20 protein-coding genes are annotated in these 24933 nt (G+C 40.2%); 12 read left to right on the forward strand and 8 right to left on the reverse strand.

Annotated elements, in window-relative coordinates; genetic code table 11:
- Window positions 1-108: 108 nt before the first annotated feature.
- The 4 genes from FTU02_RS02710 (at window position 109) to FTU02_RS02725 (ending at window position 6526) form a co-directional block, all read left to right on the forward strand.
- Window positions 109-1023, forward strand: coding sequence for a LysR family transcriptional regulator (locus tag FTU02_RS02710; RefSeq protein ID WP_180107911.1), 915 nt, complete (start codon window positions 109-111; stop codon window positions 1021-1023).
- 191 nt (window positions 1024-1214) lie between these two features.
- A complete protein-coding gene (locus FTU02_RS02715) occupies window positions 1215-2588 on the forward strand; it encodes an MFS transporter (protein WP_180155648.1) in 1374 nt (457 codons plus the stop codon).
- 125 nt (window positions 2589-2713) lie between these two features.
- Window positions 2714-4027 (forward strand): DcaP family trimeric outer membrane transporter, encoded by a 1314-nt coding sequence (locus tag FTU02_RS02720; protein ID WP_180155650.1) that lies wholly within the window; start codon window positions 2714-2716, stop codon window positions 4025-4027.
- Between the two features lie 369 nt (window positions 4028-4396).
- Window positions 4397-6526, forward strand: a complete 2130-nt coding sequence (locus FTU02_RS02725; RefSeq protein ID WP_180155652.1) for a TonB-dependent receptor domain-containing protein — start codon at window positions 4397-4399, stop codon at window positions 6524-6526.
- A 105-nt stretch (window positions 6527-6631) separates the two neighbouring features.
- Here the strand turns inward: FTU02_RS02725 and FTU02_RS02730 are convergent, their stop codons facing one another.
- On the reverse strand, window positions 6632-8068 hold the full coding sequence (locus tag FTU02_RS02730) for an amidase (RefSeq protein WP_180155654.1): 1437 nt from the start codon (window positions 8066-8068) through the stop codon (window positions 6632-6634).
- A gap of 120 nt (window positions 8069-8188) precedes the next feature.
- The gene (locus FTU02_RS02735) at window positions 8189-9613 is read right to left on the reverse strand and encodes a PLP-dependent aminotransferase family protein (RefSeq protein ID WP_180155901.1); all 1425 of its coding nucleotides are present in this window, start codon (window positions 9611-9613) and stop codon (window positions 8189-8191) included.
- 197 nt (window positions 9614-9810) lie between these two features.
- Between FTU02_RS02735 and FTU02_RS02740 the strand changes: the two genes are divergently transcribed.
- Window positions 9811-10608 carry a hypothetical protein gene (locus FTU02_RS02740; RefSeq protein WP_180155656.1) on the forward strand — a complete coding sequence of 266 codons (798 nt, stop codon included), beginning with the start codon at window positions 9811-9813 and terminating at the stop codon, window positions 10606-10608.
- Window positions 10609-10847: 239 nt separating this feature from the next.
- On the opposite strand, the gene FTU02_RS02745 is transcribed toward FTU02_RS02740, so the two are convergent.
- Window positions 10848-11006: a hypothetical protein gene (locus FTU02_RS02745; RefSeq protein ID WP_168379604.1), complete on the reverse strand. Its 159-nt coding sequence runs from the start codon at window positions 11004-11006 to the stop codon at window positions 10848-10850.
- Between the two features lie 121 nt (window positions 11007-11127).
- Window positions 11128-12009 carry a LysR family transcriptional regulator gene (locus FTU02_RS02750; RefSeq protein WP_078193328.1) on the reverse strand — a complete coding sequence of 294 codons (882 nt, stop codon included), beginning with the start codon at window positions 12007-12009 and terminating at the stop codon, window positions 11128-11130.
- 163 nt (window positions 12010-12172) lie between these two features.
- On the opposite strand from FTU02_RS02750, the gene FTU02_RS02755 reads away from it, so the two are divergent.
- From FTU02_RS02755 to FTU02_RS02785, 7 genes are all read left to right on the forward strand, one after another.
- Window positions 12173-13690, forward strand: a complete 1518-nt coding sequence (locus FTU02_RS02755; RefSeq protein WP_180011812.1) for a CoA-acylating methylmalonate-semialdehyde dehydrogenase — start codon at window positions 12173-12175, stop codon at window positions 13688-13690.
- A 15-nt stretch (window positions 13691-13705) separates the two neighbouring features.
- Window positions 13706-14596: a 3-hydroxyisobutyrate dehydrogenase gene (gene mmsB / locus FTU02_RS02760; protein WP_180155658.1), complete on the forward strand. Its 891-nt coding sequence runs from the start codon at window positions 13706-13708 to the stop codon at window positions 14594-14596.
- Between the two features lie 89 nt (window positions 14597-14685).
- On the forward strand, window positions 14686-16341 hold the full coding sequence (locus tag FTU02_RS02765; protein ID WP_180155660.1) for an AMP-binding protein: 1656 nt from the start codon (window positions 14686-14688) through the stop codon (window positions 16339-16341).
- A 120-nt stretch (window positions 16342-16461) separates the two neighbouring features.
- The gene (locus FTU02_RS02770) at window positions 16462-17589 is read left to right on the forward strand and encodes an acyl-CoA dehydrogenase family protein (protein WP_180040943.1); all 1128 of its coding nucleotides are present in this window, start codon (window positions 16462-16464) and stop codon (window positions 17587-17589) included.
- An 81-nt stretch (window positions 17590-17670) separates the two neighbouring features.
- Window positions 17671-18444 carry an enoyl-CoA hydratase gene (locus tag FTU02_RS02775; protein WP_180155662.1) on the forward strand — a complete coding sequence of 258 codons (774 nt, stop codon included), beginning with the start codon at window positions 17671-17673 and terminating at the stop codon, window positions 18442-18444.
- A gap of 22 nt (window positions 18445-18466) precedes the next feature.
- Window positions 18467-19492, forward strand: coding sequence for an enoyl-CoA hydratase/isomerase family protein (locus FTU02_RS02780; protein WP_180155664.1), 1026 nt, complete (start codon window positions 18467-18469; stop codon window positions 19490-19492).
- 203 nt (window positions 19493-19695) lie between these two features.
- Entirely contained in the window at window positions 19696-21033 is a 1338-nt protein-coding gene (locus FTU02_RS02785) for an MFS transporter (protein ID WP_180155666.1), read from the forward strand.
- Window positions 21034-21944: 911 nt separating this feature from the next.
- On the opposite strand, the gene FTU02_RS02790 is transcribed toward FTU02_RS02785, so the two are convergent.
- The 4 genes from FTU02_RS02790 to FTU02_RS02805 are packed head-to-tail and all read right to left on the reverse strand — an operon-like array spanning window position 21945 to window position 24925.
- On the reverse strand, window positions 21945-22238 hold the full coding sequence (locus tag FTU02_RS02790; RefSeq protein ID WP_180084964.1) for a DUF971 domain-containing protein: 294 nt from the start codon (window positions 22236-22238) through the stop codon (window positions 21945-21947).
- Complete coding sequence (locus tag FTU02_RS02795; protein ID WP_180155668.1) at window positions 22228-23220, reverse strand: HEAT repeat domain-containing protein; 993 nt, start codon at window positions 23218-23220, stop codon at window positions 22228-22230. Before FTU02_RS02795 ends, FTU02_RS02790 begins: the two co-directional genes overlap by 11 nt.
- Before the next feature lie 5 nt (window positions 23221-23225).
- Window positions 23226-24077: an ABC transporter ATP-binding protein gene (locus FTU02_RS02800; protein ID WP_180155671.1), complete on the reverse strand. Its 852-nt coding sequence runs from the start codon at window positions 24075-24077 to the stop codon at window positions 23226-23228.
- A complete protein-coding gene (locus FTU02_RS02805; protein ID WP_180155673.1) occupies window positions 24077-24925 on the reverse strand; it encodes an ABC transporter permease in 849 nt (282 codons plus the stop codon). Before FTU02_RS02805 ends, FTU02_RS02800 begins: the two co-directional genes overlap by 1 nt.
- Window positions 24926-24933 lie beyond the last annotated feature (8 nt).

Raw genomic sequence — 24933 nt, forward strand, 5'->3', positions numbered from 1 at the left:
GGGATTAAATTTGCTTAATCCTGTCTATGTGATATACCTTAAAAGAATAAAATCTTCACGTCGAAGATCAAATTTGCATTTTATTATACTTAATAGGTATCGATAGCCATGGAACTAAGACACTTAAGATACTTTGTCGCGGTGGTTGAAGAGCAGAGTTTTACTAAAGCGGCAGAAAAACTATATATAGCTCAACCACCTTTGAGTCGGCAGATTCAAAATTTGGAACATGAGCTTGGAATTCAGTTATTTGAACGCGGTAGCCGTCCGCTTAAGACTACCGAAGCAGGCCAATTTTTTTATCATCATGCTTTAAAACTTTTGTCTAATGCAGAAGAAATTAAATCAATGACGAAACGAATCGGTTTGACAGAACGGACCGTGACAATCGGTTTTGTGAGCTCTTTATTGTTTGGTTTACTTTCGAATATTTTGTATTTATTTAAACAACAACATCCACATTTAAAAATAGAAATGGAGGAAATGGCCACCACAGAACAAATCAAAGCATTAAAGGAAGGTCGTATAGATGTCGGCTTTGGGCGTTTGCGTATTTCAGACCCCGCGATCAAACGGGTTTTACTGCGTGAAGAACGCTTAGTGGTAGCCTTACATGCTAGTCATCCATTGGCACAAAAAAAGGAAGGGGTATATCTCGCAGATCTGATTGATCAACAATTGATTTTTTACCCAAATCACAACAAACCAAACTTTTCGACCCAAGTGCGTGGCATATTTTCAGAGTATGGTTTGGAACCTAAAAAAGTACGTGAAGTTCGTGAATTACAACTGGCATTGGGCTTTGTTGCGGCGAACGAAGGGGTTTGTATCACCCCAATGAGTGCCCAAAGTGTGCAATTAACACATTTAACCTTTGTTCCTATCTTAGATGAAGCCGCGATTAGTCCTATATTTATGGCTGTACGTAATATGGATGAAAGCGAAGATATTCGTGGTTTATTTGATAGTGTTTATCAAGTGTATGATTTAGAAGCGATTCCATATGATCGTGCTGTGTTTTGAGTATGTTGTCGCTAGACGTTCAGATGAACTGCACATATGAAATGATCTATTTAAATAAAGCGGAATCAAGGGATTAATTTGTATTCAACTTTTTAGGTATACAAACATGCCTAATCGGTTTTGGACATTAAGCACCGACTTATTCATTGTGAAAAGCGAATTTTACAAGCTTCACAATTAGGAGGTGGGCTATGCAAAACCAGAAAATTAATATTAATACCTTGGTTGATGAAGCCAAATTTACGCCATTTCATTGGGGTGTTTTGATTTGGTGTCTTTTGATTATTATTTTTGACGGTTATGACTTGGTGATCTATGGCGTTGCCTTACCGTTGTTGATGCAAGAATGGTCATTATCTGCGGTACAAGCGGGCTTACTGGCAAGTACGGCTTTATTTGGCATGATGTTTGGTGCAATGTGTTTTGGCACACTGTCCGATAAAATTGGTCGTAAAAAAACCATTATGATCTGCGTCGGTATTTTTAGTGGTTTTACCTTCTGCGGCGCTTTTGCAAGTACTCCAGTTGAGTTTGGTATTTTACGCTTTATTGCCGGTCTAGGCATCGGTGGCGTTATGCCGAACGTTGTGGCATTAATGACAGAATACGCGCCAAAACGTATACGCAGCACCTTGGTTGCACTAATGTTTAGTGGTTATGCCATTGGTGGTATGGCTTCAGCATTATTGGGAGCTTGGTTAGTGCCAGTATATGGCTGGAAAATCATGTTTTATATTGCGATTATTCCATGTCTTGCACTGCCTTTAATTTGGAAATTCCTCCCTGAGTCATTGATGTATTTAACCTCGAAGCATCAAACAGATACGACTCGAACGATTGTCTCAAAAATTGCCCCTGAACATGTCCTCACAACGGATACTCAATTTGTACTCAATGAAATTTCTGAAGAAGACAAAGCTCCATTAAAAGCATTATTTCAACAAGGCCGTAGTTTCAGTACGTTCATGTTCTGGATTGCATTTTTCATGTGCTTACTGATGGTTTATGCACTTGGAAGCTGGTTACCAAAATTGATGATTCAAGCTGGCTATTCACTTGGTGCAAGTATGATCTTCCTTTTTGCGCTGAATATTGGTGGAATGGTAGGTGCTATTGGTGGTGGTGCTTTGGCTGACCGATTCCATATCAAAAAAGTACTGAGCATCATGTTCCTGTGTGGCGCATTGGCTTTAATCTTACTGGGCTTTAACAGTCCGCAAATGGTTCTGTATAGCTTAATTGCTGTTGCAGGTGCAGCTACCATCGGTTCACAAATCTTACTTTATACCTTTGTCGCACAATACTATCCAACCACGGTACGTTCTACAGGTATGGGCTGGGCATCGGGCATTGGACGAATTGGTGCAATCGTTGGACCGGTACTTACTGGTGCGCTGTTAACCATGAATTTGCCGCATCAAATGAACTTCTTGGTGATTGCCATTCCGGGTGTCGTAGCTGCTTTAGCAATTTTTATGGTGAATTTACAAGCGTCAGTAGAGGCATCTACTCAAGGTCAATCACGAAAGATCAATACACAAGCCATTAAAAATCCAGCGAATTAAGCCGGTATTTAAAGATTTAACATTACCCCAAAATTTTAGTTTCCAGGCCCTGATGCACAGCATGAGGGCTAGTGGGAAATTGTGACAAAAAATAAGGAAAGGGCATCGCCCAAATCGAGGTCAGGATGAAAACTCAAAAGCTAAATTTAGTCAAAAAAACCTTTAAAATTAAACCGATGCTACTGGCTTGTGCAGCTGTCTTCCCCATGTGGACACATGCGGCAGTCAGCGAGGCTGAAGTTGAACAGTTGCGTGAAGAAGTCAAAGCATTAAAAGCCATGATGCAGCAATATGTTCAACAGCAAAACACTTTGTCGAGTGAAATCAAAGACGTAAAACAAGGGCCTGTAGTTGCTGTGCAGAATCAAAAACCGACTCAAACACCGAGCCTGAGTTTAAATACCAAATCGGGTGCTGAGTTTAGCTTGTATGGCAATGTGCGAGCAGATGCATCTTATCAGGCAGAAGGCGGCAGCTTATCTCGCCTGTATAACCAAATGAATAGTGTTCCGCTAGAAGGGAATGCTGAAAGTTCAGATCGTTTAAAAGCAACACTTGCTGCCACACGTTTAGGCCTAGACTTTAAAACGCCGACTCAAGTGGGCGATGTAGGCGGTAAAATTGAAGTCGACTTTTTGGGCGCAAATGATGGACTGCGGATTCGTCATGCCTATTTGACCTATGGTGATTGGTTGGTGGGGCAAACATGGTCTAACTTTGCTGTACCTGATTATATGCCTGAAACCATTGATGCATTGGGCTATGTCGGTGGTGCTGTTAAACGTACACCGCAAGTTCGCTATAGTCACAAATTTAGTCCAGAGACAAATCTAGTACTCGCTGCAGAAGATTCTAAGGATGACAGCTCAAATATGCGTTTGCCTGCATTAACAGCGCGGTTAAACCATAAAATGACAGATACACTCATGTTGAGCGCACGTGCGATGGGTGCTGAAAAGAAAACGGATACGGATACAGAAACCGCATGGGGACTTGGTCTGGGCGCAAAACTAGATTTGACGGATAAAACAGTGTTCAAAGCGGATTATTACCATGTCAAAGGCGACAGCAGTTTTGTGTCATGGACCAACCAAGGTTTTGTGACCAATGCGGATAAAGACATCATCGCCACCAATGAATTTGACTCGATTACAGTAGGTTTAACTCAACAAATTTCAGCACAATGGCGCGGAACATTGGGCTATGGTTATATGAAAGCAGATGGTAATGCAGATTATGTCAACTCATTAGTTGATAAAACCAAGGCCAATAAAAACTTGTGGCAAGCATGGGCAAATGTATTTTACAGCCCTGTTAAGCCGATTAGTTTAGGTCTGGAATATGTCTATGGTGAACGTGAAGCTTTTGGCGCTGCGCCAAATGGCAGTACTAAAGGTGAAGATAATCGAATCGATGCAGTCGCGATGTATAACTTCTAATGTCGTTACAGAGAATTGTTAACTTTAAATTGCCTTAGAAATTTCAATATCAATTTAACGAGAGCGGGATTGGAAGTATGTTCAGGTTTTGACATTTAATTTTCCGAAAAACTTTCAATACGTGCTCTCAATCCATACACGCCCTTGATCTTCTCCGATTGAGGGCTTTTATCTTATTTAGAAACTTTTATTTTTTGACTAAAAAATATAATTATCTGTTTTATTTCATTTAACAAATCATTTGAATATAAAAATACGAAGAAGGATATTGATAAAAATCATGAATTTTGAAATATTTTGATACATACATGACGATAAAACACACTACAATCCTTGCCGTCAATTTCGTTTCACTTAGAAGACGCAATCATGGATGTCCCTCAATTTTCCAAATATAACAACACGTCACTTAAGCTTTTAAGCCTGATGATGCTTACTGCAATGGCACAATATAGTGTTGCAGATAGCAATGTATTACCTGAAATCACCATTAACGTTGAACAAAGTTCAATGGATGATCAAATAAAAAAAGCATTGACTAAAGTAAATGGTGCAACCAATGCGATCGTTGCAGCAGACATTCAAGATGTACCCAAGCGAACAAATGCTGATTTATTTAAAAATCAATCGGGGATTTACGCGGCATCTTCAGGAAATGAAGGGGTGAAACTGTCGATACGTGGCTCGGGGATCAATCGTGCACCGGGGGCGCATGCTTCAGGGTTGTATGTAACCTTAGATGATTTGCCATTTACAGGGCCAGGAGGAACACCTTATGAACTGCTTGAGCCGCTGTGGGTAGACCATATAGAGGTTTTACGGGGGGCTAATGGTTTAACACGTGGCGCATTAAGCTTGGGTGGTCTAATTAACTATGCAAGCCCAACAGGAAAAAATGCAGCAAAACTGTCAGTGCATCATGAAATGGGCAGCCACGGTTATCAAAAAAGTGAAATCAATTCAGGACAACAAATTGGCGACTTAGACTATTATCTTTCCTTAACGCAAAGTGATGATGACGGTTTTCAAGATCATGCTTCAAGCCAGAGCAAAGGTTTATCGGCCAATGTGGGATATAAAATAAACCCTAACCTAGATACACGTTTTTATCTGCGTTACCGAGAGACTGAACACCAAACCCCGGGACGTCTAACCCAACAACAGATTGAACAAAATCCAAAACAAGCAGTAGCCCACAATATCTCGCTGAATAATAATCGTCCGCAGCCGGGAAGTCTTTGGTTGGCGAATAAAACCAATATGATTTTGGACACAGGTGATCGCTTACAGTTGGGTCTGGCCTATCATCATTATCCGATGGATTTGCAAGAAGGACTTTATAGTACTGAGGTTGACTATGACGATATCAGTACCTTATTTAACTACCAATTTGACCGAATCTTGTGGGGCCATGAAAGCCAAAATACTTTAGGTTTCCGTAGTACCACGCATTTGCCAGATGGTCAGGTCGTTGAACGCTTGCGTGTTGCGCAAGGCGCCTATGCTGCGGGTACAGAAACGCGGCATTATACCTACCAAGGTGGTGACTATGTTTTACATTATGCTAATGCCTTGGCACTACACCCACAGTTTTGGCTCGATAGTCGTGTTGCATTGGCGTACACCCATCGTGAAAGTGAAGTGACATGGCCTGTGCAAAGTCATAAAGAAAATATTCGTGAATGGAATGTCCTGCCATCGCTAGGTTTTCGATATCAAATCCAACCTGAAACACAGCTCTTTGCCAATGTCAGTCGAAGCTTAGAAGCACCACATCCTTGGGCTTTAATTTGGGGTTCGGATCAAAAGTTCCCCGATGAAAGTGGCGCAGCGACGGGACGCCAAAATGCTCCGATTCATTTGAATAGTCAGACAGCGAATACTCTTGAACTAGGTGGGCGTGGTCAACATGCACTGGGTGAGTGGAATATTGCATATTACTATTCACAGGTTAAAAATGAACTGTTGGCTGTTGAAATCCAACCAGAGCCTAATCCGATAATTTACGAATCGAATGCTTCAGACACCATTCATCAAGGGATTGAAGTCGGTTTAAACAGTTCACTTTGGCAAAATGATACATATGGACAGGTTCAACTAAAACAAGCCTATACCTTGAATGATTTTCACTATAAAAATGATGCGGTATTTGGAAAAAATGAGCTTGCAGGTATACCAAAACACATCTATCAGGCTGAACTGAAATATGAACATCCTTTAGGCTTTTATGCTGCGGTGAATACACTTTATGCCGCAAAGGTCGCAACCGACTATGCCAATAGTTTCTATGCAAAAGATTGGCAAATTTGGGGAGCATCATTCGGCTATATACAACCACAAAAACAATATATGGCGTGGTTGGATTTTAGAAATATAGCCAATAAAAAATATGCATCTACCGTTACACCGGGCTATAACGATGCCGGCAAAGATCCTGCGCGTTTAACACCGGGTGAAGGTCGGGCGGTATATGCAGGACTGACGTATCATTTTAATTAAGCATCTTATATTCAAATACAGCGAACAATTGAAAAGCCTTATGCTGCGGATTTGATAATAAAAAAGGGAGCCAATCAGCTCCCTTTTTTATCCTTGCATGGGCTGTTAAGCAGTTCGAGGCATATCTTGAATACGTCGCCATGGCTGAGCTTCTTCAATTTCATACGCCAGTTCAATCAAGGTTTTTTCATCACCGACATCGGCTGATATTTGCATACTGATCGGTAGTCCGTCGTTTTGCGTTTCTCCCATAGGAATCGACATACCCGGCGCACCCACCACATTTTGGATAGGGGTAAAAGTCACATAGTTCTGTATACGTTCGAATAACTGGTCAAACGGTAATTGAGGTGACAAATAGCCAATTTTAGGTGTGGTATGTGCAAGTACAGGCGATAGCAAAACGTCATAATGCTTAAAGATTTCACGATATTGTTGCTGCATTTTCTTTAATCGATACAGAAATAGCGGGGTTTTATAAAAGTTCTTTTTATACAACTTCGATAAACCAACGGTTAAGTGATCTAACTCTTTTGGATTAAAGTCAGCGCCAAAGATTTTCTTGCCAAAGGTACTCAGTAAAAAGGACAACATCCCCCAATATTCACTAAAATCTTCAACAAAGCTTAAGGAAAAAGGTAACTGAAGTTCTTCAACATGATGACCTAATTTTTCCAAGAGTGCTGCGCTATGCATTAAGGTTGTAGTTGTTTCGCTATCTATTTGCCCTGTAATCGATTGCGGGACTAAGCCTATGCGTAGTCGACGTTTAGAAGGGCCATGAATCATGCCTATTCGTGGCAGTTTTTTATTGTAATAACTTGACTCCATTCCTGCATAAAAATGCGCTGTATCTCGTATGCTACGGGTTAAAACACCTTCACTGATGATATTAATCGGAAGAGAGCCTGCTGCTTCACTGTCATAAGTACGGCCACGGCTAGGCTTTAATCCAATCAAACCGCAGCATGCAGCAGGGATACGAATTGAACCACCGCCATCATTGGCATGGGCAATCGGCACTACACCGGCTGCAACGAGAGCTGCGGAACCGCCTGAAGATGCACCGCAGGAATAACTTAAATGCCAAGGGTTATAGGTGGCTGAGCCATCTTTATATTCGGTACTGGCATTTAGACCAAATTCAGGGAGCTTAGATTTTCCTAATACGACAAAACCTTGATCTAAGATTTGTTGGCTAATTTGAGGATTACGATCGGCTGGTTTTAAACCTATGGCCTTTGAACCATGGCGTGAGGGCAATCCTTGATAATCTAGATTATCTTTAAAGAAAAAAGGGACACCCGCAAAAAGACCATGTTCAACATATTGATTTTGCTCTAAAGCACGCTGAAAACAGTCCAGTTCAATGGCATTTAGATGCGGATTGACTTGTTCCGCACGTGCAATGGCCGCTTGAGTTATTTCTTGCACGGAGGCTTCTTTAGATTTGATGAGCTGTGCAATCCCCACAGCATCCAGATCTGTGAGTACATCCGAACTAAAGGCATGTATGCGTTGACTGTGTTTTTGATCTTCCATGAACTAACCTATTTGTTTTTTGAATTTTGGTAAATATTGAATGAATTCATTGTTATCTCAACAACAAATATATGTATTTGAACAATATCTGTTTGAGCATAATAATGACAATAAAAATTGTCAAATATTCGTCTGATCTGAGGAAAGTGCAGAGATTGTACTAAGGAGGGCATCTAAAGCCTGTTGAATCTCATCCTTCCATGCAAAGGAACAATTTAAACGGATATATTGAGTTTTGGCTTCTGATACGTTAAATAAACGGCCTGGAGCAACACCGATCTGCTGTTGAATTAAGGCTTCATAGACTGCCATACTTTCAACATTCTCCCGTAATTTTAACCAAAGAAAATAACCACTTGGATGATATTGTAATTTACATCCAGTCGGTAGACGGTTTTCTAAATAACGGTAAAACTGTAATTTGTGTTGTTGTAGACTTTTTCTTAGGACCCGTAAATGTTTTTCATAATGATAATTTGAAATAAATTCCACCAAGGCATTTTGCAATAAGGTATTGACGGAAATAGTACTCATGAGTTGTAAGTGTTGAATCGCTTGAGAGTATTTACCGGCGTGCACCCAACCGACCCGAAATGCAGCGCCCAACGTTTTAGAAAAAGAAGAGCAATGTAAGACCATATTATTTTGATCAAAGTATTTCATTGAAACAGGTTTCTTAGACGCATAATGCATTTCTTCATACACATCGTCCTCAATTAAATGCACATGATATTGGTGTAAGAGCACGGCAATTTTTTGCTTGATTTCATCACTCACTGTGAAGCCCACAGGATTATGTGAATTCAGCATCAACCAACAGATCTTGACGGGATAAGTTTTTAAAATATGTTCAAACGCGGTTAAATCAAAACCGTCTTGTGGATGTTCAGGTAAGGTCACCACTTTAAGGCCTAAGCGCTCTGCAGCTTGCAAGGCGCCATAGAAAATATTTTGCTGTAACACAATATAATCACCCGGTGACGCAATGGCCTGTAAGGAAAGATTCAGTGCATCCATACAGCCTGAGGTAATCACAATATCCTCTGGATCTGTGGCAATGCCTTGCATGCAATAACGCTGTGCAATCAACTTACGAAGGGCTAAATTACCGGGTGGAAGATTATCAATGGCATCGTAACTTTTGGGATTTCGGGAAATTTGCCCCATGATTTGGGTTAACTTTTTAGAAAAAACAATGTCTTGAGCTGGAAAAGCTGATCCCAATGGAACGATTTTTTCATCTTGTATTGATTTTAAATACTTAAAGACCAGAGAGTTAATTTCAATGGGGGTGTTTAAAGACACGATTTGAGTTTGTTCAGCTTCTATTTCGAGTAAGCCTTGCGCCACATAGTAGCCTGATTTTTCACGTGCATAGATTAAGCCACGCGATTCTAACTCCTGATAGGCATTCATGACCGTGATCAAACTAAAACCGGACAACTGCACTTGTTCACGTAAAGACGGGAGCTTTTCGTGCGCTTTTAAAGTGCCATTTTCAATCAGTTGACGTAGGTGCTGAGCAAGCTGTTCCGATTTATACATAGTCATCAACAAGACAAGATTCTGTTATAAATATATCAGTAAAATTAATTGTGCATTATATTTTTATAACAGATGAGGCTGTACTGTTATATGTTTTTTCAAATTCACTGTATCTAGTTTTAAGCTTGAATTTTTTATAAGGTGTATTGACAACAACACTTGTGGCGTCAAATGGTATGGAAGTTAGGGAGTTGAGTATGTTTAAAGCCAGTGAATTAGAACTGTTACAACATTTACTGGTGGATGTTCCATTGACAGATTCAACGCTGCATCTGCTGCAACAACAGCATACTAATTTAGAAGCGGTGCTGTTACGCAGTCGAATTTTGCGCCAAGTACAGCAAATGGGCTATGTCAGTATTTGTCAGGAGCATATGCAAGCCAAGGCTGAAAATGCGGCTTTTTTATTTGCACCCTTTATCTTAGCGAATTTGAATCAGAAGGTGATCTACGCTACACCACAAAGCCCTGAAAATGTTGCGATATTGAATCGTTATTATCATGCTGAGGCTAAACTTAGCGCATTTAAAGTTGATGATGTTTTATCAGGACTCAATGTCTACATTGAGCTAAATAATGAACAGCTATCGCCAGCAGAATACTTCTATTTTAGTTTGATCAATAGCTTATGTAATCCGAAAGTTTCCAAAATTATTTGTATTACACATCTACATATCGACTTAGAAAAATTAAATCAGCTTGCTGAATATTTAGATGTTGAAATCCATGTCTTGGCGGATAAAGCTGAATCGATTGACTTTGATCTAAATAAAATCAATATGTTAAAGCTGCTATTTAAAGACAAAGATCAGCAATATATCGATTTATGTCAAAAATTTTCGTTTATTAATGCGCAAATTTTACAACGATTAGGTTTATATGAGTTTGACCGTGCGCAAGTCTTGGTAGAAGACATGTTTTATTCAGAACACATCTTTGAAAAAATGTCGGTATACGGTGAATATATTCAAACGCATCTACAGCACCAAGTTTAAAAAAACAGAGTCCTGCATAAGCGATTCAGAGGGGAAAGTAATTTTATAGCTGTAATTTGATCACTTTAAAAATGCAAAAAAGCTTGTAAATCTAGACTTACAAGCTTTTTTAAATTCAAATTTAAACCAATTTATTTGGCCTAATGATCCGATTAATACTTTATGAACTGATCATGAGCAAACATGAAATGTAAGATATACATGCAATAGCGAGTTGCAATAAGTGAATAGATTATCGCTTAAGGTAGATAAGAATTATCTGCACCAACGACAAACGCTACACCAATACAGAATAAAAGCACATAGATTGAGAACCAAATAATGGCACGTTTAAAGGCCTTATCTGAAATTTCACTGTCTGCATATTTTTGCGGTTTTTTAGGCTCTTGATTGCTCATAAGATGTACTCTAAATCCCTAGTGGTTATAGGTGATTATTGGGGTATATCGCCTGAAAGCATAGATACAACATTCATCTAAATTTCTATAACAGTTATATTTTAGAAGAAGCCATCCTGACTTAATCCATTAATAAACTATGATATTGGTCAGTTCTTTTTCTCAAAAAGTCCCAAACCAGTTTAATACGCGGCTCATGCTGTAAATCGACTAGGGTCAGCATCCAAAAGGTATGCACAAAACGAACATCTTGCGCCAAGACTTGTTCTAATTCGGGTTTTTCCTCGGCCAAAAATTTGGGCAATATTGCCAATCCTGCACCCGCACTCACTGCAATTTGTTGTGCCAAAATACTACTACTTCTAAAGTTGGCATTGAGCTGAATAGGTAAGCGCTCTAAACAATACAGTTCGGGGCTATAGACTAGATCATCTATATAGTTCACAAAAGTGTGTGATTTTAAATCTTCTAATGTATGAATGGGTTGCGTGTTTTTTAAGTATTCTTTACTGCCATAAATCTTTAAACAATAGTCTGCCAGTCGAGTAATAATATAAGGTCCTGATTTCGGTCGATCGATGGAAATAACAATATCTGCTTCACGATGTGAAAGTTTGATCATTTTCGGGACAGGAATAAGGTCGATAGTCAATAGAGGGTATTTTTTGGACAATTCTGCCAAGAGCTGTGTCAAAAATGCTGTTCCAAACCCTTCGGGTGTGCCAATTCGCACACGACCTTGCATAGGTTGGTTAGGTTTTTCGATTTGTAAAAAAGCCTGTTCCATTTGTTCAACGCGAGGAACCAGTGCCAAACCTTCTAAAGTGAGCTCATAACCTGTGGCTTCACGTTTAAATAATGGCGTGCCTAAAGCCAGTTCTAGCGCATGTATACGTCGAGAAACCGTACTGTGCTCAACACCGATAATACGTGCGGTATTGGTTAGGGTTTTCGCACGAGCCAAAACCAAAAAATACTGTAAATGATCCCAATCTACTTTCATTGTTATTGTCATCCCTGTGCATATTTGCACATCAATCGTGCGTGAATCTCTATTGGTAGTCAAAATTTTCTTTGCTAGTTTGAAGTGAATTGGAAAATATAAATATAAGGCTTTTGGATATTTTCTAAGTCAGTACAAAACAATAAATGCCTATGGAGAGGTCATGAACACAATGTCAAATATTCAGTCAGCGACGGCTAAATTATTAATTAACGGTAAATTTGTAGAGTCAAACACTACAGAGTGGCAAGACATTCTAAATCCTGCAACTCAAGAGGTTTTGGGCCGTGTTCCAATGGCGACTATGGAAGAAGTGGATGCAGCGATTGCTTCAGCGCAAGAGGCGTTTAAAACTTGGCGCTTAACACCCGTACAAGCACGTATGCGCATTATGTTGAAGCTACAAGATCTGATCCGTAGCAATATGAAAGACATTGCCCGTGTACTGACTGCTGAGCAAGGAAAGACACTTGCAGATGCTGAAGGTGATATTCAACGTGGTTTAGAAGTCGTTGAGCATGCGTGTTCGGTTGGCACACTTCAAATGGGCGAATATATAGAAGGTGTTGCACGTGGTGTGGATACCTATACTTTGCAGCAACCTTTGGGTGTATGTGCAGGAATTACGCCATTTAACTTTCCTGCGATGATTCCACTGTGGATGTTCCCAATGGCCATCGTCAGTGGAAATACCTTTGTTTTAAAGCCATCTGAACAAGATCCATTATCGACCATGATGCTTGTCGAACTTGCGATTGAAGCCGGTATTCCAGCAGGTGTATTAAACGTAGTGCATGGTGGTAAGGATGTTGTTGATCGTTTATGCACACATCAAGCTATTAAGGCCATTTCATTTGTGGGCTCTACGGCTGTTGGTACACATGTATATAACCTTGCAGGACAGCATGGAAAACGTGTGCAGTCGATGATGGGGGCTAAAAACCATGTGGTGGTGATGCCAGATGCCAATAAAGAACAAACTTTAAATGCTCTCGTTGGTGCAGCATTTGGTGCGGCGGGTCAGCGTTGTATGGCTTTGTCGGTTGCTGTCATGGTTGGTGAAAGTAAAGAATGGGTTAATGAACTGGTTGAAAAAGCCAAAACGCTGAAGGTCAATGCAGGGCATGAACCGAATACCGATATTGGCCCAGTCATTTCACCTCGTGCAAAAGCACGTGTACTGGATTTAATTCAAAGCGGTGTAGAGCAAGGTGCAGAGTTGCTGCTGGATGGTCGTGATGTTCAAGTCATTGGCTATGAGCAAGGAAACTTTGTCGGAGCAACGATTTTTAATCAAGTTTCAACTGATATGCGCATCTATACCGAAGAGATCTTTGGGCCCGTGTTAGCCATTATTCATGTCGATACTCTGGAGCAGGCGATTGAATTGATTAATGCCAATCCATTTGGCAACGGTGTTGGACTATTTACACAAAGCGGTGCAGTCGCTCGTACATTCCAAAGCGATATCGATATTGGTCAAGTGGGTATCAATATTCCAATTCCTGTACCAGTTCCTTTCTTTAGCTTTACAGGATCGCGTGGTTCAAAACTGGGGGACTTAGGTCCATATGGTAAGCAAGCAGTTCAGTTCTATACACAAACCAAAACGATCACCAGTCGTTGGTTCGAAGATACACAAGAAAAAGGTGAAGTGAATACCACCATTAACCTACGTTAATTTAGGAGTTCAAGGATGAATATTGCCTTTATCGGTTTAGGAAACATGGGCGGAAAAATGGCCCAAAACCTACTCAAAGCAGGTTTTACGGTTTACGGTTTCGACTTAAGCGAAATTGCGATTCAGCATTTTACTGAAGCAGGTGGCATTGTTTGCCAAAGCCCACAAGATGCAGCGAAACAAGCAGATGTTGTGATTAGCATGTTGCCTGCTGCCAAGCATGTCAAAGAAGTGTATTTGGGAGAAAATGGTGTATTAGCGGTAATGAAAGCAGGAAGCTTATGTATCGATAGCAGTACCATTGATCCGCAAACCATTAAGGACATAGCCGAGGCAGGTGCTGCACATCAGATAAAAATCTGTGATGCACCTGTTTCAGGCGGAACTATTGGTGCTCAGGCAGGTACATTAACCTTTATGGTCGGTTCGGATGATCAAACCTTTGAAAAAACCAAAGCGGTATTGGGCCACATGGGTAAAAACATTGTGCATTGTGGTGATGTGGGTGCAGGTCAAATTGCGAAAATTTGCAATAACTTGATTCTTGGTATTTCTATGGCAGCCGTTGCTGAAGGTATGGCGCTCGGTGCGCGTCTAGGGATTGATCCTCAAGCCTTAGCAGGTGTGGTGAATAGTTCGAGTGGACGTTGCTGGAGTTCGGATGTATGTAATCCATGGCCGGGTATTTCAGCAAATGCACCCGCAGGACGCGGCTATACCGATGGTTTTGCAACGCAGTTGATGTTGAAAGATTTAGGACTGGCTGTAGAAGCCGCAGGACAAGTCAAACAGCCGATTATTTTAGGCGGACTGGTTCAGCAGATGTATCAACAGCTGTGTTTACAAGGTAATGCACACTTAGATTTTTCAAGCATCGTGCAGCAATACTTACCTAAGGACGCTTAATCGCTTTGAATACCAATCTAGCCTAGGGATGGCTAAAAATACTAACACTCGTGTCGGAATAACAATAAATTGAGACTGAGGTAGAGAAGATGTCGAATTATCAAGATGTTGCAAAGGCATTTGACTTAAATCATGCTGCCAAAGAAATGTTATCAGGCTCTTTAGAGCAATTAAATGCATGTTATGAATGCTGCGACCGTCATGCGATTGATCAAAATAAGGTTGCACTGTATTGGCAGGGCAAAGATGGGCGGAAAGAACAATATACCTTTGCAGAGCTGCAACAGTGGTCAAGCCAATTTGCCAATTTTTTAAAGTCACAGGGTGTGCAAAAAGGTGATCGTGTATCGGGTTTATTACCCCGTACAGTTGAATTACTTGTGGTGATTTTAGGGGCTTGGCGAATAGGTGCTGTATATCAACCGCTATTTACCGCCTTTGGCCCCAAAGCCATTGAACATCGTTTACACCTTGCACAAAGCAAATTGGTGATTAGCGATGTTGGTAATCGCAGTAAATTAGATGAAGTTGCACGTTGTCCCCAAATCGTTACTGTTGCAGATCGATCTGGTCAAGGGATTCAACAGGGAGATTTAAACTTTTGGGATGAAGTAAACGCACAGTCTACAGATTGTGAAATTGTCCTACAGAGCATCAATGATCCATTTCTTTTGATGTTTACTTCAGGTACTACAGGTCCTGCAAAGCCCTTAGAAGTCCCGCTTAAAGCTTTGATCGCTTTTGGTCAATATATGAAAAATGCGGTAGGGCTACGTGAAGATGATTCGTTTTGGAATATTGCCGATCCGGGTTGGGCTTATGGTTTGTATTACGGAATTACTGGGCCACTTTTACTTGGACATGCAACACTCTTTTACGAAGGTGGTTTTAGCATTGATAGTTTGTGTCAGATCGTAGATGACTACAAAGTGACGAACCTTGCAGGCGCACCGACAGCGTATCGGATGATGATGGCAGCTGATCCTGAACAAATGGCAAAACTCAAAGGGAAATTTCGAGTCGTCAGTAGCGCTGGTGAGCCGCTTAACCCTGAAGTGTTCCGTTGGTTTAAACAAGTCCTCGATGCACCGATCTTTGACCATTATGGTCAGACTGAAGTTGGTATGGTGGTGTGTAATCACCATGGTTTACAACATGATATTCGCGCAGGTGTCGCAGGTTATGCCAGTCCGGGATATCGCGTGGCGGTTGTTGATGAACAAGGGCAAGAGCTAGCTGCAGGAACGCCAGGAGTACTGGCTGTCGATATCAGTCAATCACCGATGATGTGGTTTGGTGGCTATAAAGAAAGTCGTAAGTCACCCTTTGTAAAGCATTATTACCTCACGGGTGATACCGCAGAATTACACGCAGATGGCAGTATGAGCTTCGTTGGTCGTAATGATGATGTGATTACAACATCAGGTTATCGTATCGGGCCATTCGATGTTGAAAGCGCTTTACTTGAGCATGATGCAGTGATTGAAGCTGCGGTCATTGGTGTACCTGATCCGGATCGGACAGAAATTGTAAAAGCTTTTGTGATTTTAGCTGAGCATGTCACAGCGTCAGAAGAGTTAGCAGAGCAACTAGGGCAATTTGTGAAAAAGCGCTTATCTGCACATGCTTATCCACGATTGGTGGAGTTTGTTCAAGAACTGCCGAAGACTCCAAGTGGAAAAATTCAGCGTTTCTTATTAAGAAATCAAGAGATTGCAAAACAATCTACGCAGCATGCAAGTTAAATGACGCAACGATTAACCCTAAATGAATGCCGAACAATCAGGATCAAAATCAAGCTTTCATTCAGTTTTAGTCATTTTCAAACTGGATGAAAGCAATTGATTGATGTACAGGAAGATAAGATGCAATTTACCGAAGAACAATTATTAATTCAGGACATGGCACGCAGTTTCGCACAGGAACAAATTAAACCTCAAGCGGCTGAATGGGATAAAAACGGTACCTTTCCCAAAGCGGCTTTAGCGCAGATGGGGGAACTGGGTTTATTGGGTATGTTGGTATCAGATGAATGGGGTGGTTCAGACACAGGTAATCTTGCTTATGTTATGGCTTTAGAAGAGATTGCCGCGGCCGATGGGGCAACCTCAACCATTATGAGTGTACATAACTCGGTAGGCTGTGTTCCTATTGCTAAATTTGGCACAGAAGAACAAAAGCAGAAATATTTAGTGCCTTTAGCACAAGGCAAAATGATCGGTGCATTTGCATTAACTGAGCCACATACGGGTTCAGATGCTGCTGCCATTAAAACTCGTGCAGTAAAAGATGGCAATGAATGGGTGATTAATGGTGCTAAGCAGTTTATTACCTCGGGACATAATGCAGGGGTCATTATTGTCTTTGCTGTGACTGACCCAAGTGCAGGGAAAAAAGGCATGAGCGCTTTTATTGTCCCAAGAGAAACACCCGGTTATGAAGTGATTCGTACTGAAGAAAAGCTTGGATTACATGCCTCAGATACTTGTCAAATTGCACTCACAGACGTGCGTGTGCATGAAAGCCTAATGTTAGGAAAAGAAGGTGAAGGTTTGAAAATTGCCTTATCAAATCTAGAAGGCGGTCGTATTGGTATAGCGGCGCAAGCAGTTGGTCTTGCACGTGCAGCATTAGAAGAAGCAACCCGATATGCCAAAGAGCGTATTACTTTTGGTAAACCAATTTTTGAACATCAGGCAGTTGCGTTCCGATTGGCAAGTATGGCAACAGAAATAGAGGCCGCACGCCAATTGGTCTATCACGCGGCACGTTTAAAAGAAGCAGGACAACCTTGTTTAAATGAAGCGTCTATGGCCAAGCTTTTTTCGTCTGAAATGGCAGAACGAGTTTGCTCCGCAGCATTACAAGTCTTTGGAGGTTATGGCTATCTCAAAGATTTCCCGATAGAGCGTATATATCGTGATGCACGTATTTGCCAAATCTATGAAGGCACAAGTGATATCCAACGTTTAGTAATTGCCCGCAGCTTATAACGTTGTCTTTAAGACCTTTAAACGAAAAGGCTTCAGATATGAAGCCTACTCATAAATATTGAATATATATAGGGATCTCACATGCAATTTGAAACGATTCTACTCGAAAAGAACAATGGTGTTGGACTCATTACTTTAAATCGTCCTCAGGCCTTAAATGCGTTAAATAGTACATTAATTCAAGACCTTAATTCTGCCTTGGATGATCTAGATCGAGATCCCACCATCGGTTGTATGGTTATTACAGGTTCAGAAAAAGCCTTTGCAGCTGGTGCAGATATTAAAGAAATGGCTGAACTGAGTTTTCCGAATATTTATTTGGATGATTTTTTTCATCTGGCAGATCGAATTGCTCAGCGCCGTAAACCTCTAATCGCAGCTGTCAGTGGTTATGCGTTAGGTGGAGGCTGTGAGTTAGCACTCATGTGCGACTTTATTTACTGTGCCGATAATGCAAAATTCGGTTTACCAGAAGTGACTTTGGGAGTAATCCCAGGGATAGGTGGGACACAGCGCTTAACGCTTGCTATTGGTAAGGCCAAAGCAATGGAAATGTGTCTGACTGCGAGACAAATGGGCGCAGTAGAAGCAGAGCAGAGTGGTTTAGTTGCTCAAGTCTTCCCTAAAGAGGAGTTGGTCGAAAAAACCTTAAAAGCTGCTGAAAAAATAGCCGAAAAATCTGTAGTCGCAACCATGATGATCAAAGAGTCAATTAACCGTGCATTTGAAGTCAGTTTGCAAGAAGGTTTACGTTTTGAACGTAGAACATTCCATTCGATTTTTGCAACTCAAGACCAAAAAGAAGGCATGCAAGCATTTGTTGAAAAGCGCCAAGCCAATTTTAAAGACAATTAAAATAAAAAAGGATTATATGGATATGAGTACAAATAACTTAATGATTGAAGAACATGGACATTTAGGCCAAATCAGTTTAGATCGCGTGGCAAGTTTAAATGCCTTGTCTTTGGAAATGATTCAGGGGATTCAACAGCAATTAGCACTATGGGCTGATCAAACCAATATTCATGCCGTGCTTATTCGCTCAAATAGTCCCAAAGCATTTTGTGCAGGTGGAGATATTCGCTATCTCTATGATAGTTATATGAATGGTAGAGATGATCATCAAGCTTATTTTCAAGCTGAGTATGAAATGCTGAATACCATTCGTGCGTATGAAAAACCCATTATTGTCATACTCGATGGCTATGTACTTGGCGGTGGATTTGGCTTAGCCCAAGCATGTCATGTGCTTGTCAGCAGCGAAAAGTCTAGATTTGCCATGCCTGAAACTGCCATTGGATTTTTCCCAGATGTGGCTGCGACACACTTTTTATCCCGTTTAGATGATATTGGTGTGTACATGGCAACTACAGGCGATCAAATCAGTGCCAGTGATGCGTTGTATCTAGATTTGATTGACTACCATGTTCCGAGTGAGCAACTTGTTCAATTAGAAGAAGATTTAAGAAATTCTAAGCAACTAAGTAAGGAAAATATTGAACAATTGATTGCGAAATATATTACTCGACCAGCGGAAAGTGAACTTAGTCAAAATGCAGATTTAATTCGTAAGCATTTTGGTTTTGAGAGCATTGATGCCATTGAAAATAGTCTTGAAAATGAACAGCATAATGATGCTCAAGTGTGGGCGTTAAAAATACGGAATACATTGGAACAACGCTCTCCAATTGCGAAAAGGATCAGTTTACAACTCCAGCATTTAGGTCGTGGGCTTTCACTAAAGCAATGCATGCAAATTGAACGACATTTGCAAGATGTTTGGTTTCAACATGGGGATATTGTTGAAGGTGTGCGCGCATTAATTGTGGATAAAGACAAACAGCCAAAGTGGCAACAGTCTAGTCCGACTTTAGACAAAATATTGGAGGAAATATCTATTTAATCAGTGATTTAAAAAACTTTAACGGTTCAAACCCTTGGTCAATATTCATATTCATTTTGTTATTAGATATGAAGAAGTGACTCAGCGTAAATTAAACACATATGATATCTAAAAATATTGATTTTCATGAAGAAAATCATCACACAAATCAAGCATCGTGAAAATGCAACATAGAAATATCTTGCAGAATAAGGAAGATAACAATGCAAAATGTACAGGGAAACACAGCTCCACCAGCTAAGTCCTCGCATCGTTTAGCGGGTATTTCCAGCATGGTGGGTACAACCATCGAATGGTATGACTTTTTTATCTATGGTGCTGCCGCAGCACTCATTTTCAATCGACTTTTCTTTCCAAATCTTGATCCGTTAACGGGCGTATTGGCAGCATTTGCTACCTATGCTGTAGGATTTATTGGTCGACCACTTGGTGGAATTGTTTTTGGTCATTTCGGCGATAAAATCGGTCGTAAATCAATGTTATTGGTCACATTAATGTTGATGGGTATTCCTACTGTGATGATTGGGTTGTTACCGACTTTCGAAACCATTGGTTATTGGGCAACGGTCTGTTTAATTATTTTAAGATTTATACAAGGCATGGCCATGGGTGGAGAATGGGGCGGAGCAGTCCTCATGGCGGTAGAGCATGCGCCAGCGGGTAAAAAAGGCTTTTGGGGAAGTTTGCCGCAAGCAAGTACAGGTGGTGGTTTATTGCTCGCTTCCGTGGCTTTAGGTCTAGTCTCAATGTTACCTGAAGAAGCGTTATTTAGCTGGGGTTGGCGTCTACCATTTTTAGCCAGCATTATTTTATTGGCTGTAGGTTGGTATATCCGAGTAAAAGTGCCTGAGTCACCAGACTTTGAAAAAGTTAAAGCGCAAACCAAATCAATTAAAGTTCCAGCAAAACAAGTGTTTAAAAATCATCCTAAGCAGTTGATTACGATTATTTTATCTCGAGCTGCTGAAAATGCTTGGTTCTATTTGGCATCGACATTTGCTTTAGCCTATACCACCACACAGCTAAATATTCCTAGGCAAGATATCTTGTTTGCAACGATTTGTGGTGCTGCAGTCATCATGGTTATTACGCCAATTTTTGGACATTTGTCTGATAAAGTTGGGCAAAAAAACATGTTTAGATTTGGTTTATGCGTACTGGCTTTATACAGCTATCCATTTTTTGCGATGTTAAATACTAAAGATCCAGTATTGGTTTGGACGGCCATTGTGATTGGTATTGGTGTGGTTTTTCCTTTGATGTATGCGCCGCAGTCACAGTTATTTTCGCGCCAATTTCCAGCAGAAATACGTTATAGCGGTATTTCAATCTCAGTTCAATTTGCAGGCGTGCTAGGTGGCGGTTTAGCACCATTAATCGCGACGAAATTGCTAAGTATTGGTAATGGAAGCCCAAATTTAATTATTGCGTATATTTCAGGCTTTGCAGTGATTGCGATTATTGCATCATCATTCTTAAAGCCGGATCAAATAGAGCGAAAGACAAAAGCATTTAGCAGTGAGGAAATGAAATCTTCCTAAATTAACAATCAGGAAAACAGAAGACTGATTTAAATATAGAAATACATGTGAACAGCCATAACAATTGTTATGGCTTTTTCTTGTCTAAGGATTGTGTCAGGACAAATTTATTTTTAGCGTAGCTTAGGATCATAGCAATTTGAATACGGTTTATGTGCAAGAGCTGTGAATCATCATCTTAGTAAATAAAGTTGAAGCATTTCGTATAATGTATATTATGTTAAATAAGATATCCAAGATTGCGCCCTACATAACTCAGCCGTTGGCGCAACTTCACTGGAGAGATTAATATTATGGTGAATCTCTCCAGTGAAGTATCCTAATGAACATAATATACGTTATGCCGAAATCTGGTACGCTATGTGATGATCTAGCCGGACAAACAATAATTTTAGTATCGTATTCTTCATCATGATCTAATTCTGATTTTTGCAACTGCTCTAGCACTGTCTCCAGCAGATCGCGCATGTATATATATAATCATCTTTGGTTAAAATGCCCTTTTTTTTCCATAGCTGAAAGTTTTTATAGGTCTATTAAAAACGGATGTTACAAACCACTAAAGCTAATTTGTTTGCAAAAAAATGATCAATTTTAAAGTAATAAATAATACCCATTACAATAAAAAATTTTATAAATAAATTAAAATATATATCTATATTTATGTTTTGCAAATCCAAGCAATACAAAACCAAGAAGAATATAGAAAATATAGTTAACAAAACTATAAGTATTATTTTTCTTAATTTTATCACTAAGTTTCTATAGAATAACAACCTTCTATATCTTATTGCATATTTTCTATATAAATCTTTTGATTTCATAATATTAAACGCATTTTTTTAATTATTAATTTTTTTAAACTATATTTAAAATAATTATTTTTCTAAACTATTTAACAATTTATTATGTCATATAATATTTTTTAAATATTCCCAAGGAAAAATCCCTTGATTATGACCATCACTAAAACAGATCTGTACACCATAACCTTGGCTATTCAATTCGGTAACCTGTACATGATCGACCAATGAAATCGGTAACTTCTTAATCTTGTTATAACGACAAAATGCACAAGGACATGCATTTCGCAGTTGATCATGACTCAAAGTGATGGTCTTTTCTTCCGACCAAATAAAATGGATGAGATCTCGCTCAACATCAAACTGGATATCTGTCGGTTTTGTTTGCGAATTATTCTGCATGGGCTTGCTCCAAAATTAACCCTAAACCAATACGAATCGCTTTACGCACTTCAGGGTCTGGGTCATCGGCGTGATTTTGTAAAAGTTGTTCAGCACGATTGCCACCAATTTCACCCAATGCCAAAGCAACTTCTTTACGGAGGTTGCTAATCTCAAAGTCAAAATTATGTGCTAAGCCATCTAAAGCTTGCTTGGATTTGATTAATCCTAAACTACGAACCACTGCAATACGCACTTGCCAATAGGTGTCATACAACAGTTCAACCAAATTTTCTTCAAGTGAGGCTAATTTTAATTTTCCAATGGTTAATGCAGATTCAACGCGCAATTGCCAATCGTGTGAGGCTAAACCATAGGCTAAGGCATCTATAACTTCAGGATGTGCCTGTTTTACATAACCTAACCCACCTGTTGCAATACGACGAGTCTCTAAATCTGGGTCGTTGCGTGCAATTTGACTTAAACTACTAACGGCTTGTTCTTGCTGTAACCAACTCAATGTACTCACCGCTTCACGGCGTACCAATACATCTGTGTGATGAATATGTTTTTCAATTTCTTGATAAAAACTAAGATCACGTAAAGGTTTTAAGGCTCTTAAAATGGCAACTTTGACCGCAGGTTCTTCTTTAGCCAAATAGCCTGCTAAAACCTCTGCAGATTGAGCTTGTTTAACTTCACTTAAACTTTGCGTCGCTGCTGCAACCACTTCAGCATCTGGATCTAATAATGCTCCTGCCAAAGCATTTAAACTGTGTGGATCTTCCCAACCTTCAAGTCGTTTTGCCGCTTCTAAACGTACTAAAGACGCTGGGTCATGTGTCAATGCATAATGCAACCAAGGTAATAAATCTTCCCGCTCTTCATCTGCAATATTCATTAATGCGATAAAACGTCTTTTTTCATCCTCTTGATTGAGTTGCTCAAGAAAATCTAAATCATCTTCATCTATATTTTTTAATTCGGGGTATTGGAACTGCATGAGGTTTATCCTTCTACAACTGCTTTTTTGGGAATCCCCAAAGGATTTAATCGATTCATATCTTCTAAAATTTCACGCTTTAAAGCATGCATACAATGTTTCTTTAATTCGGTAAATTCTGGCGATGTAACAATGTCAATGTCTCTAGGACGGGCAAAATTCAGTCGAATTTCCTCAATAATCCGCCCCGGACGATGGCTCATGATCAGCACCCGATCCGCCAAAAACAGCGCTTCATCAATGTCATGGGTAATAAACAGCACTGTGGTTTGAATATCTTGCCAAATATCAAGTAGGAGTTGCTGCATACGAATGCGAGTTTGGGCATCCAAAGCACCAAAGGGTTCATCCATCAGTAAAACTTTAGGCTGATTAATCAGTACACGGGCAATTTCCACGCGTTGCTGCATCCCCCCTGAGAGTTCTGCTGGAAATTTTTGTTCAAAACCCGTTAGTCCCACCAAGTCGATCATGTGCTGTGCTTGTTTTAGGCGCTCAGTTGGTGAAATACCTTTCATTTTTAAGCCAAAAGCAACATTTTCAATGACGCTTTTCCAAGGAAATAATGTGTGATGCTGGAATACCAAGCCACGATCAGGATGCGGTTTAGACACTGTTTCAGTATCGACCAGCAATTCACCAGCGCTATACGCCAAATGCCCAGCCAATGCGCCAAGTAGTGTGGATTTACCACAACCCGAAGGTCCAAGTAAGCACACAAACTCGCCCGCTTGAATATGCATATCGACTTGATTTAAAGCTTGAAAACGCTGCTGGCCTTGTCCTAAATGTAAAGACAAATTGCGGATGTCAATTTCACCGAGTTTTTTCAGAGATGGGTTCACATGCTCAGTCATTAGGCTTTCCTCAATTGATACCAGGGAGTAAATTTCTTACCAATCCAACGTACTAAGGCACTACTCATCATGCCCAAGGCACCAATCAGTAACATTCCGACCACGATGCTGCTGTAATTCTGTAGCGTGAAAGACTCCCAAGTGAAATAACCAATGCCTAACTGACCTGAAATCATTTCAGCCGTAACTAAACAAAACCAGCATGTCCCCATACCAATGGATAGACCTGTAGTGATATTTGGTAAAGCCCCCGGTATGACCACTTCACGTACAATGGCAAATTCAGATGCACCGAGACTTTTTGCAGATGCAATCAGTCGAGGATCAACTGCTTCCACCCCATGAATGGTATTCAATAAAATTGGAAAGAGTGCTCCAATAAAAGTGATGTAAATCATGGAAGCTTCAGACGATGGAAAAATCAAAATCGCCAATGGAATCCAAGCCACCGCAGGAATTGGACGCAAGACCTCAAGTGGTGTCAGAAAAAAAGTTGCCATTTTCTTATATTGACCAATCAGCAAGCCTAATGCCACGCCAATCACCCCCGCTAAAGCAAAACCAATCAGCACCCGTAACATGCTGGCTTTTAAATGTGCCAAAGCCGTCGGCAGTTGGAAAAATTGAATAATGGCTTGAACGACTTCAACAGGTGTCGGTACATTGCTAAAATTCACAATACCCAGATTAATTTTAAATTGAGCCAACGCTTGCCAAAGCAATAAGCACAGCAAAAGCGAAACAGTCCCCAATATAAATTGACTCAATTTTGGATTTTTAAGTGCATCCCATTTTACGGAAATGGCTGGATGCAGCCCCTTTTCCTGATTTTCAACTAAACTTCCCATAATGCGTT

This window comes from Acinetobacter sp. YH12045 (genome assembly GCF_013419925.1).
Taxonomy (GTDB): Bacteria; Pseudomonadota; Gammaproteobacteria; order Pseudomonadales; family Moraxellaceae; genus Acinetobacter; species Acinetobacter amyesii.

Excerpts from the sequence above, each read along its gene's own strand:
- FTU02_RS02805 (WP_180155673.1), bottom strand. The coding sequence starts at position 24,925 with ATGGGAAGTTTAGTTGAAAATCAGGAAAAGGGGCTGCATCCAGCCATT.
- FTU02_RS02755 (WP_180011812.1), top strand. The coding sequence starts at position 12,173 with ATGAACACAATGTCAAATATTCAGTCAGCGACGGCTAAATTATTAATT.
- FTU02_RS02710 (WP_180107911.1), top strand. The coding sequence starts at position 109 with ATGGAACTAAGACACTTAAGATACTTTGTCGCGGTGGTTGAAGAGCAG.
- FTU02_RS02730 (WP_180155654.1), bottom strand. The coding sequence starts at position 8,068 with ATGGAAGATCAAAAACACAGTCAACGCATACATGCCTTTAGTTCGGAT.
- mmsB (WP_180155658.1), top strand. The coding sequence starts at position 13,706 with ATGAATATTGCCTTTATCGGTTTAGGAAACATGGGCGGAAAAATGGCC.
- FTU02_RS02735 (WP_180155901.1), bottom strand. The coding sequence starts at position 9,613 with ATGTATAAATCGGAACAGCTTGCTCAGCACCTACGTCAACTGATTGAA.
- FTU02_RS02745 (WP_168379604.1), bottom strand. The coding sequence starts at position 11,006 with ATGAGCAATCAAGAGCCTAAAAAACCGCAAAAATATGCAGACAGTGAA.
- FTU02_RS02765 (WP_180155660.1), top strand. The coding sequence starts at position 14,686 with ATGTCGAATTATCAAGATGTTGCAAAGGCATTTGACTTAAATCATGCT.
- FTU02_RS02770 (WP_180040943.1), top strand. The coding sequence starts at position 16,462 with ATGCAATTTACCGAAGAACAATTATTAATTCAGGACATGGCACGCAGT.
- FTU02_RS02775 (WP_180155662.1), top strand. The coding sequence starts at position 17,671 with ATGCAATTTGAAACGATTCTACTCGAAAAGAACAATGGTGTTGGACTC.
- FTU02_RS02725 (WP_180155652.1), top strand. The coding sequence starts at position 4,397 with ATGGATGTCCCTCAATTTTCCAAATATAACAACACGTCACTTAAGCTT.
- FTU02_RS02715 (WP_180155648.1), top strand. The coding sequence starts at position 1,215 with ATGCAAAACCAGAAAATTAATATTAATACCTTGGTTGATGAAGCCAAA.
- FTU02_RS02740 (WP_180155656.1), top strand. The coding sequence starts at position 9,811 with ATGTTTAAAGCCAGTGAATTAGAACTGTTACAACATTTACTGGTGGAT.
- FTU02_RS02720 (WP_180155650.1), top strand. The coding sequence starts at position 2,714 with ATGAAAACTCAAAAGCTAAATTTAGTCAAAAAAACCTTTAAAATTAAA.
- FTU02_RS02785 (WP_180155666.1), top strand. The coding sequence starts at position 19,696 with ATGCAAAATGTACAGGGAAACACAGCTCCACCAGCTAAGTCCTCGCAT.
- FTU02_RS02800 (WP_180155671.1), bottom strand. The coding sequence starts at position 24,077 with ATGACTGAGCATGTGAACCCATCTCTGAAAAAACTCGGTGAAATTGAC.
- FTU02_RS02780 (WP_180155664.1), top strand. The coding sequence starts at position 18,467 with ATGAGTACAAATAACTTAATGATTGAAGAACATGGACATTTAGGCCAA.
- FTU02_RS02795 (WP_180155668.1), bottom strand. The coding sequence starts at position 23,220 with ATGCAGTTCCAATACCCCGAATTAAAAAATATAGATGAAGATGATTTA.
- FTU02_RS02750 (WP_078193328.1), bottom strand. The coding sequence starts at position 12,009 with ATGAAAGTAGATTGGGATCATTTACAGTATTTTTTGGTTTTGGCTCGT.
- FTU02_RS02790 (WP_180084964.1), bottom strand. The coding sequence starts at position 22,238 with ATGCAGAATAATTCGCAAACAAAACCGACAGATATCCAGTTTGATGTT.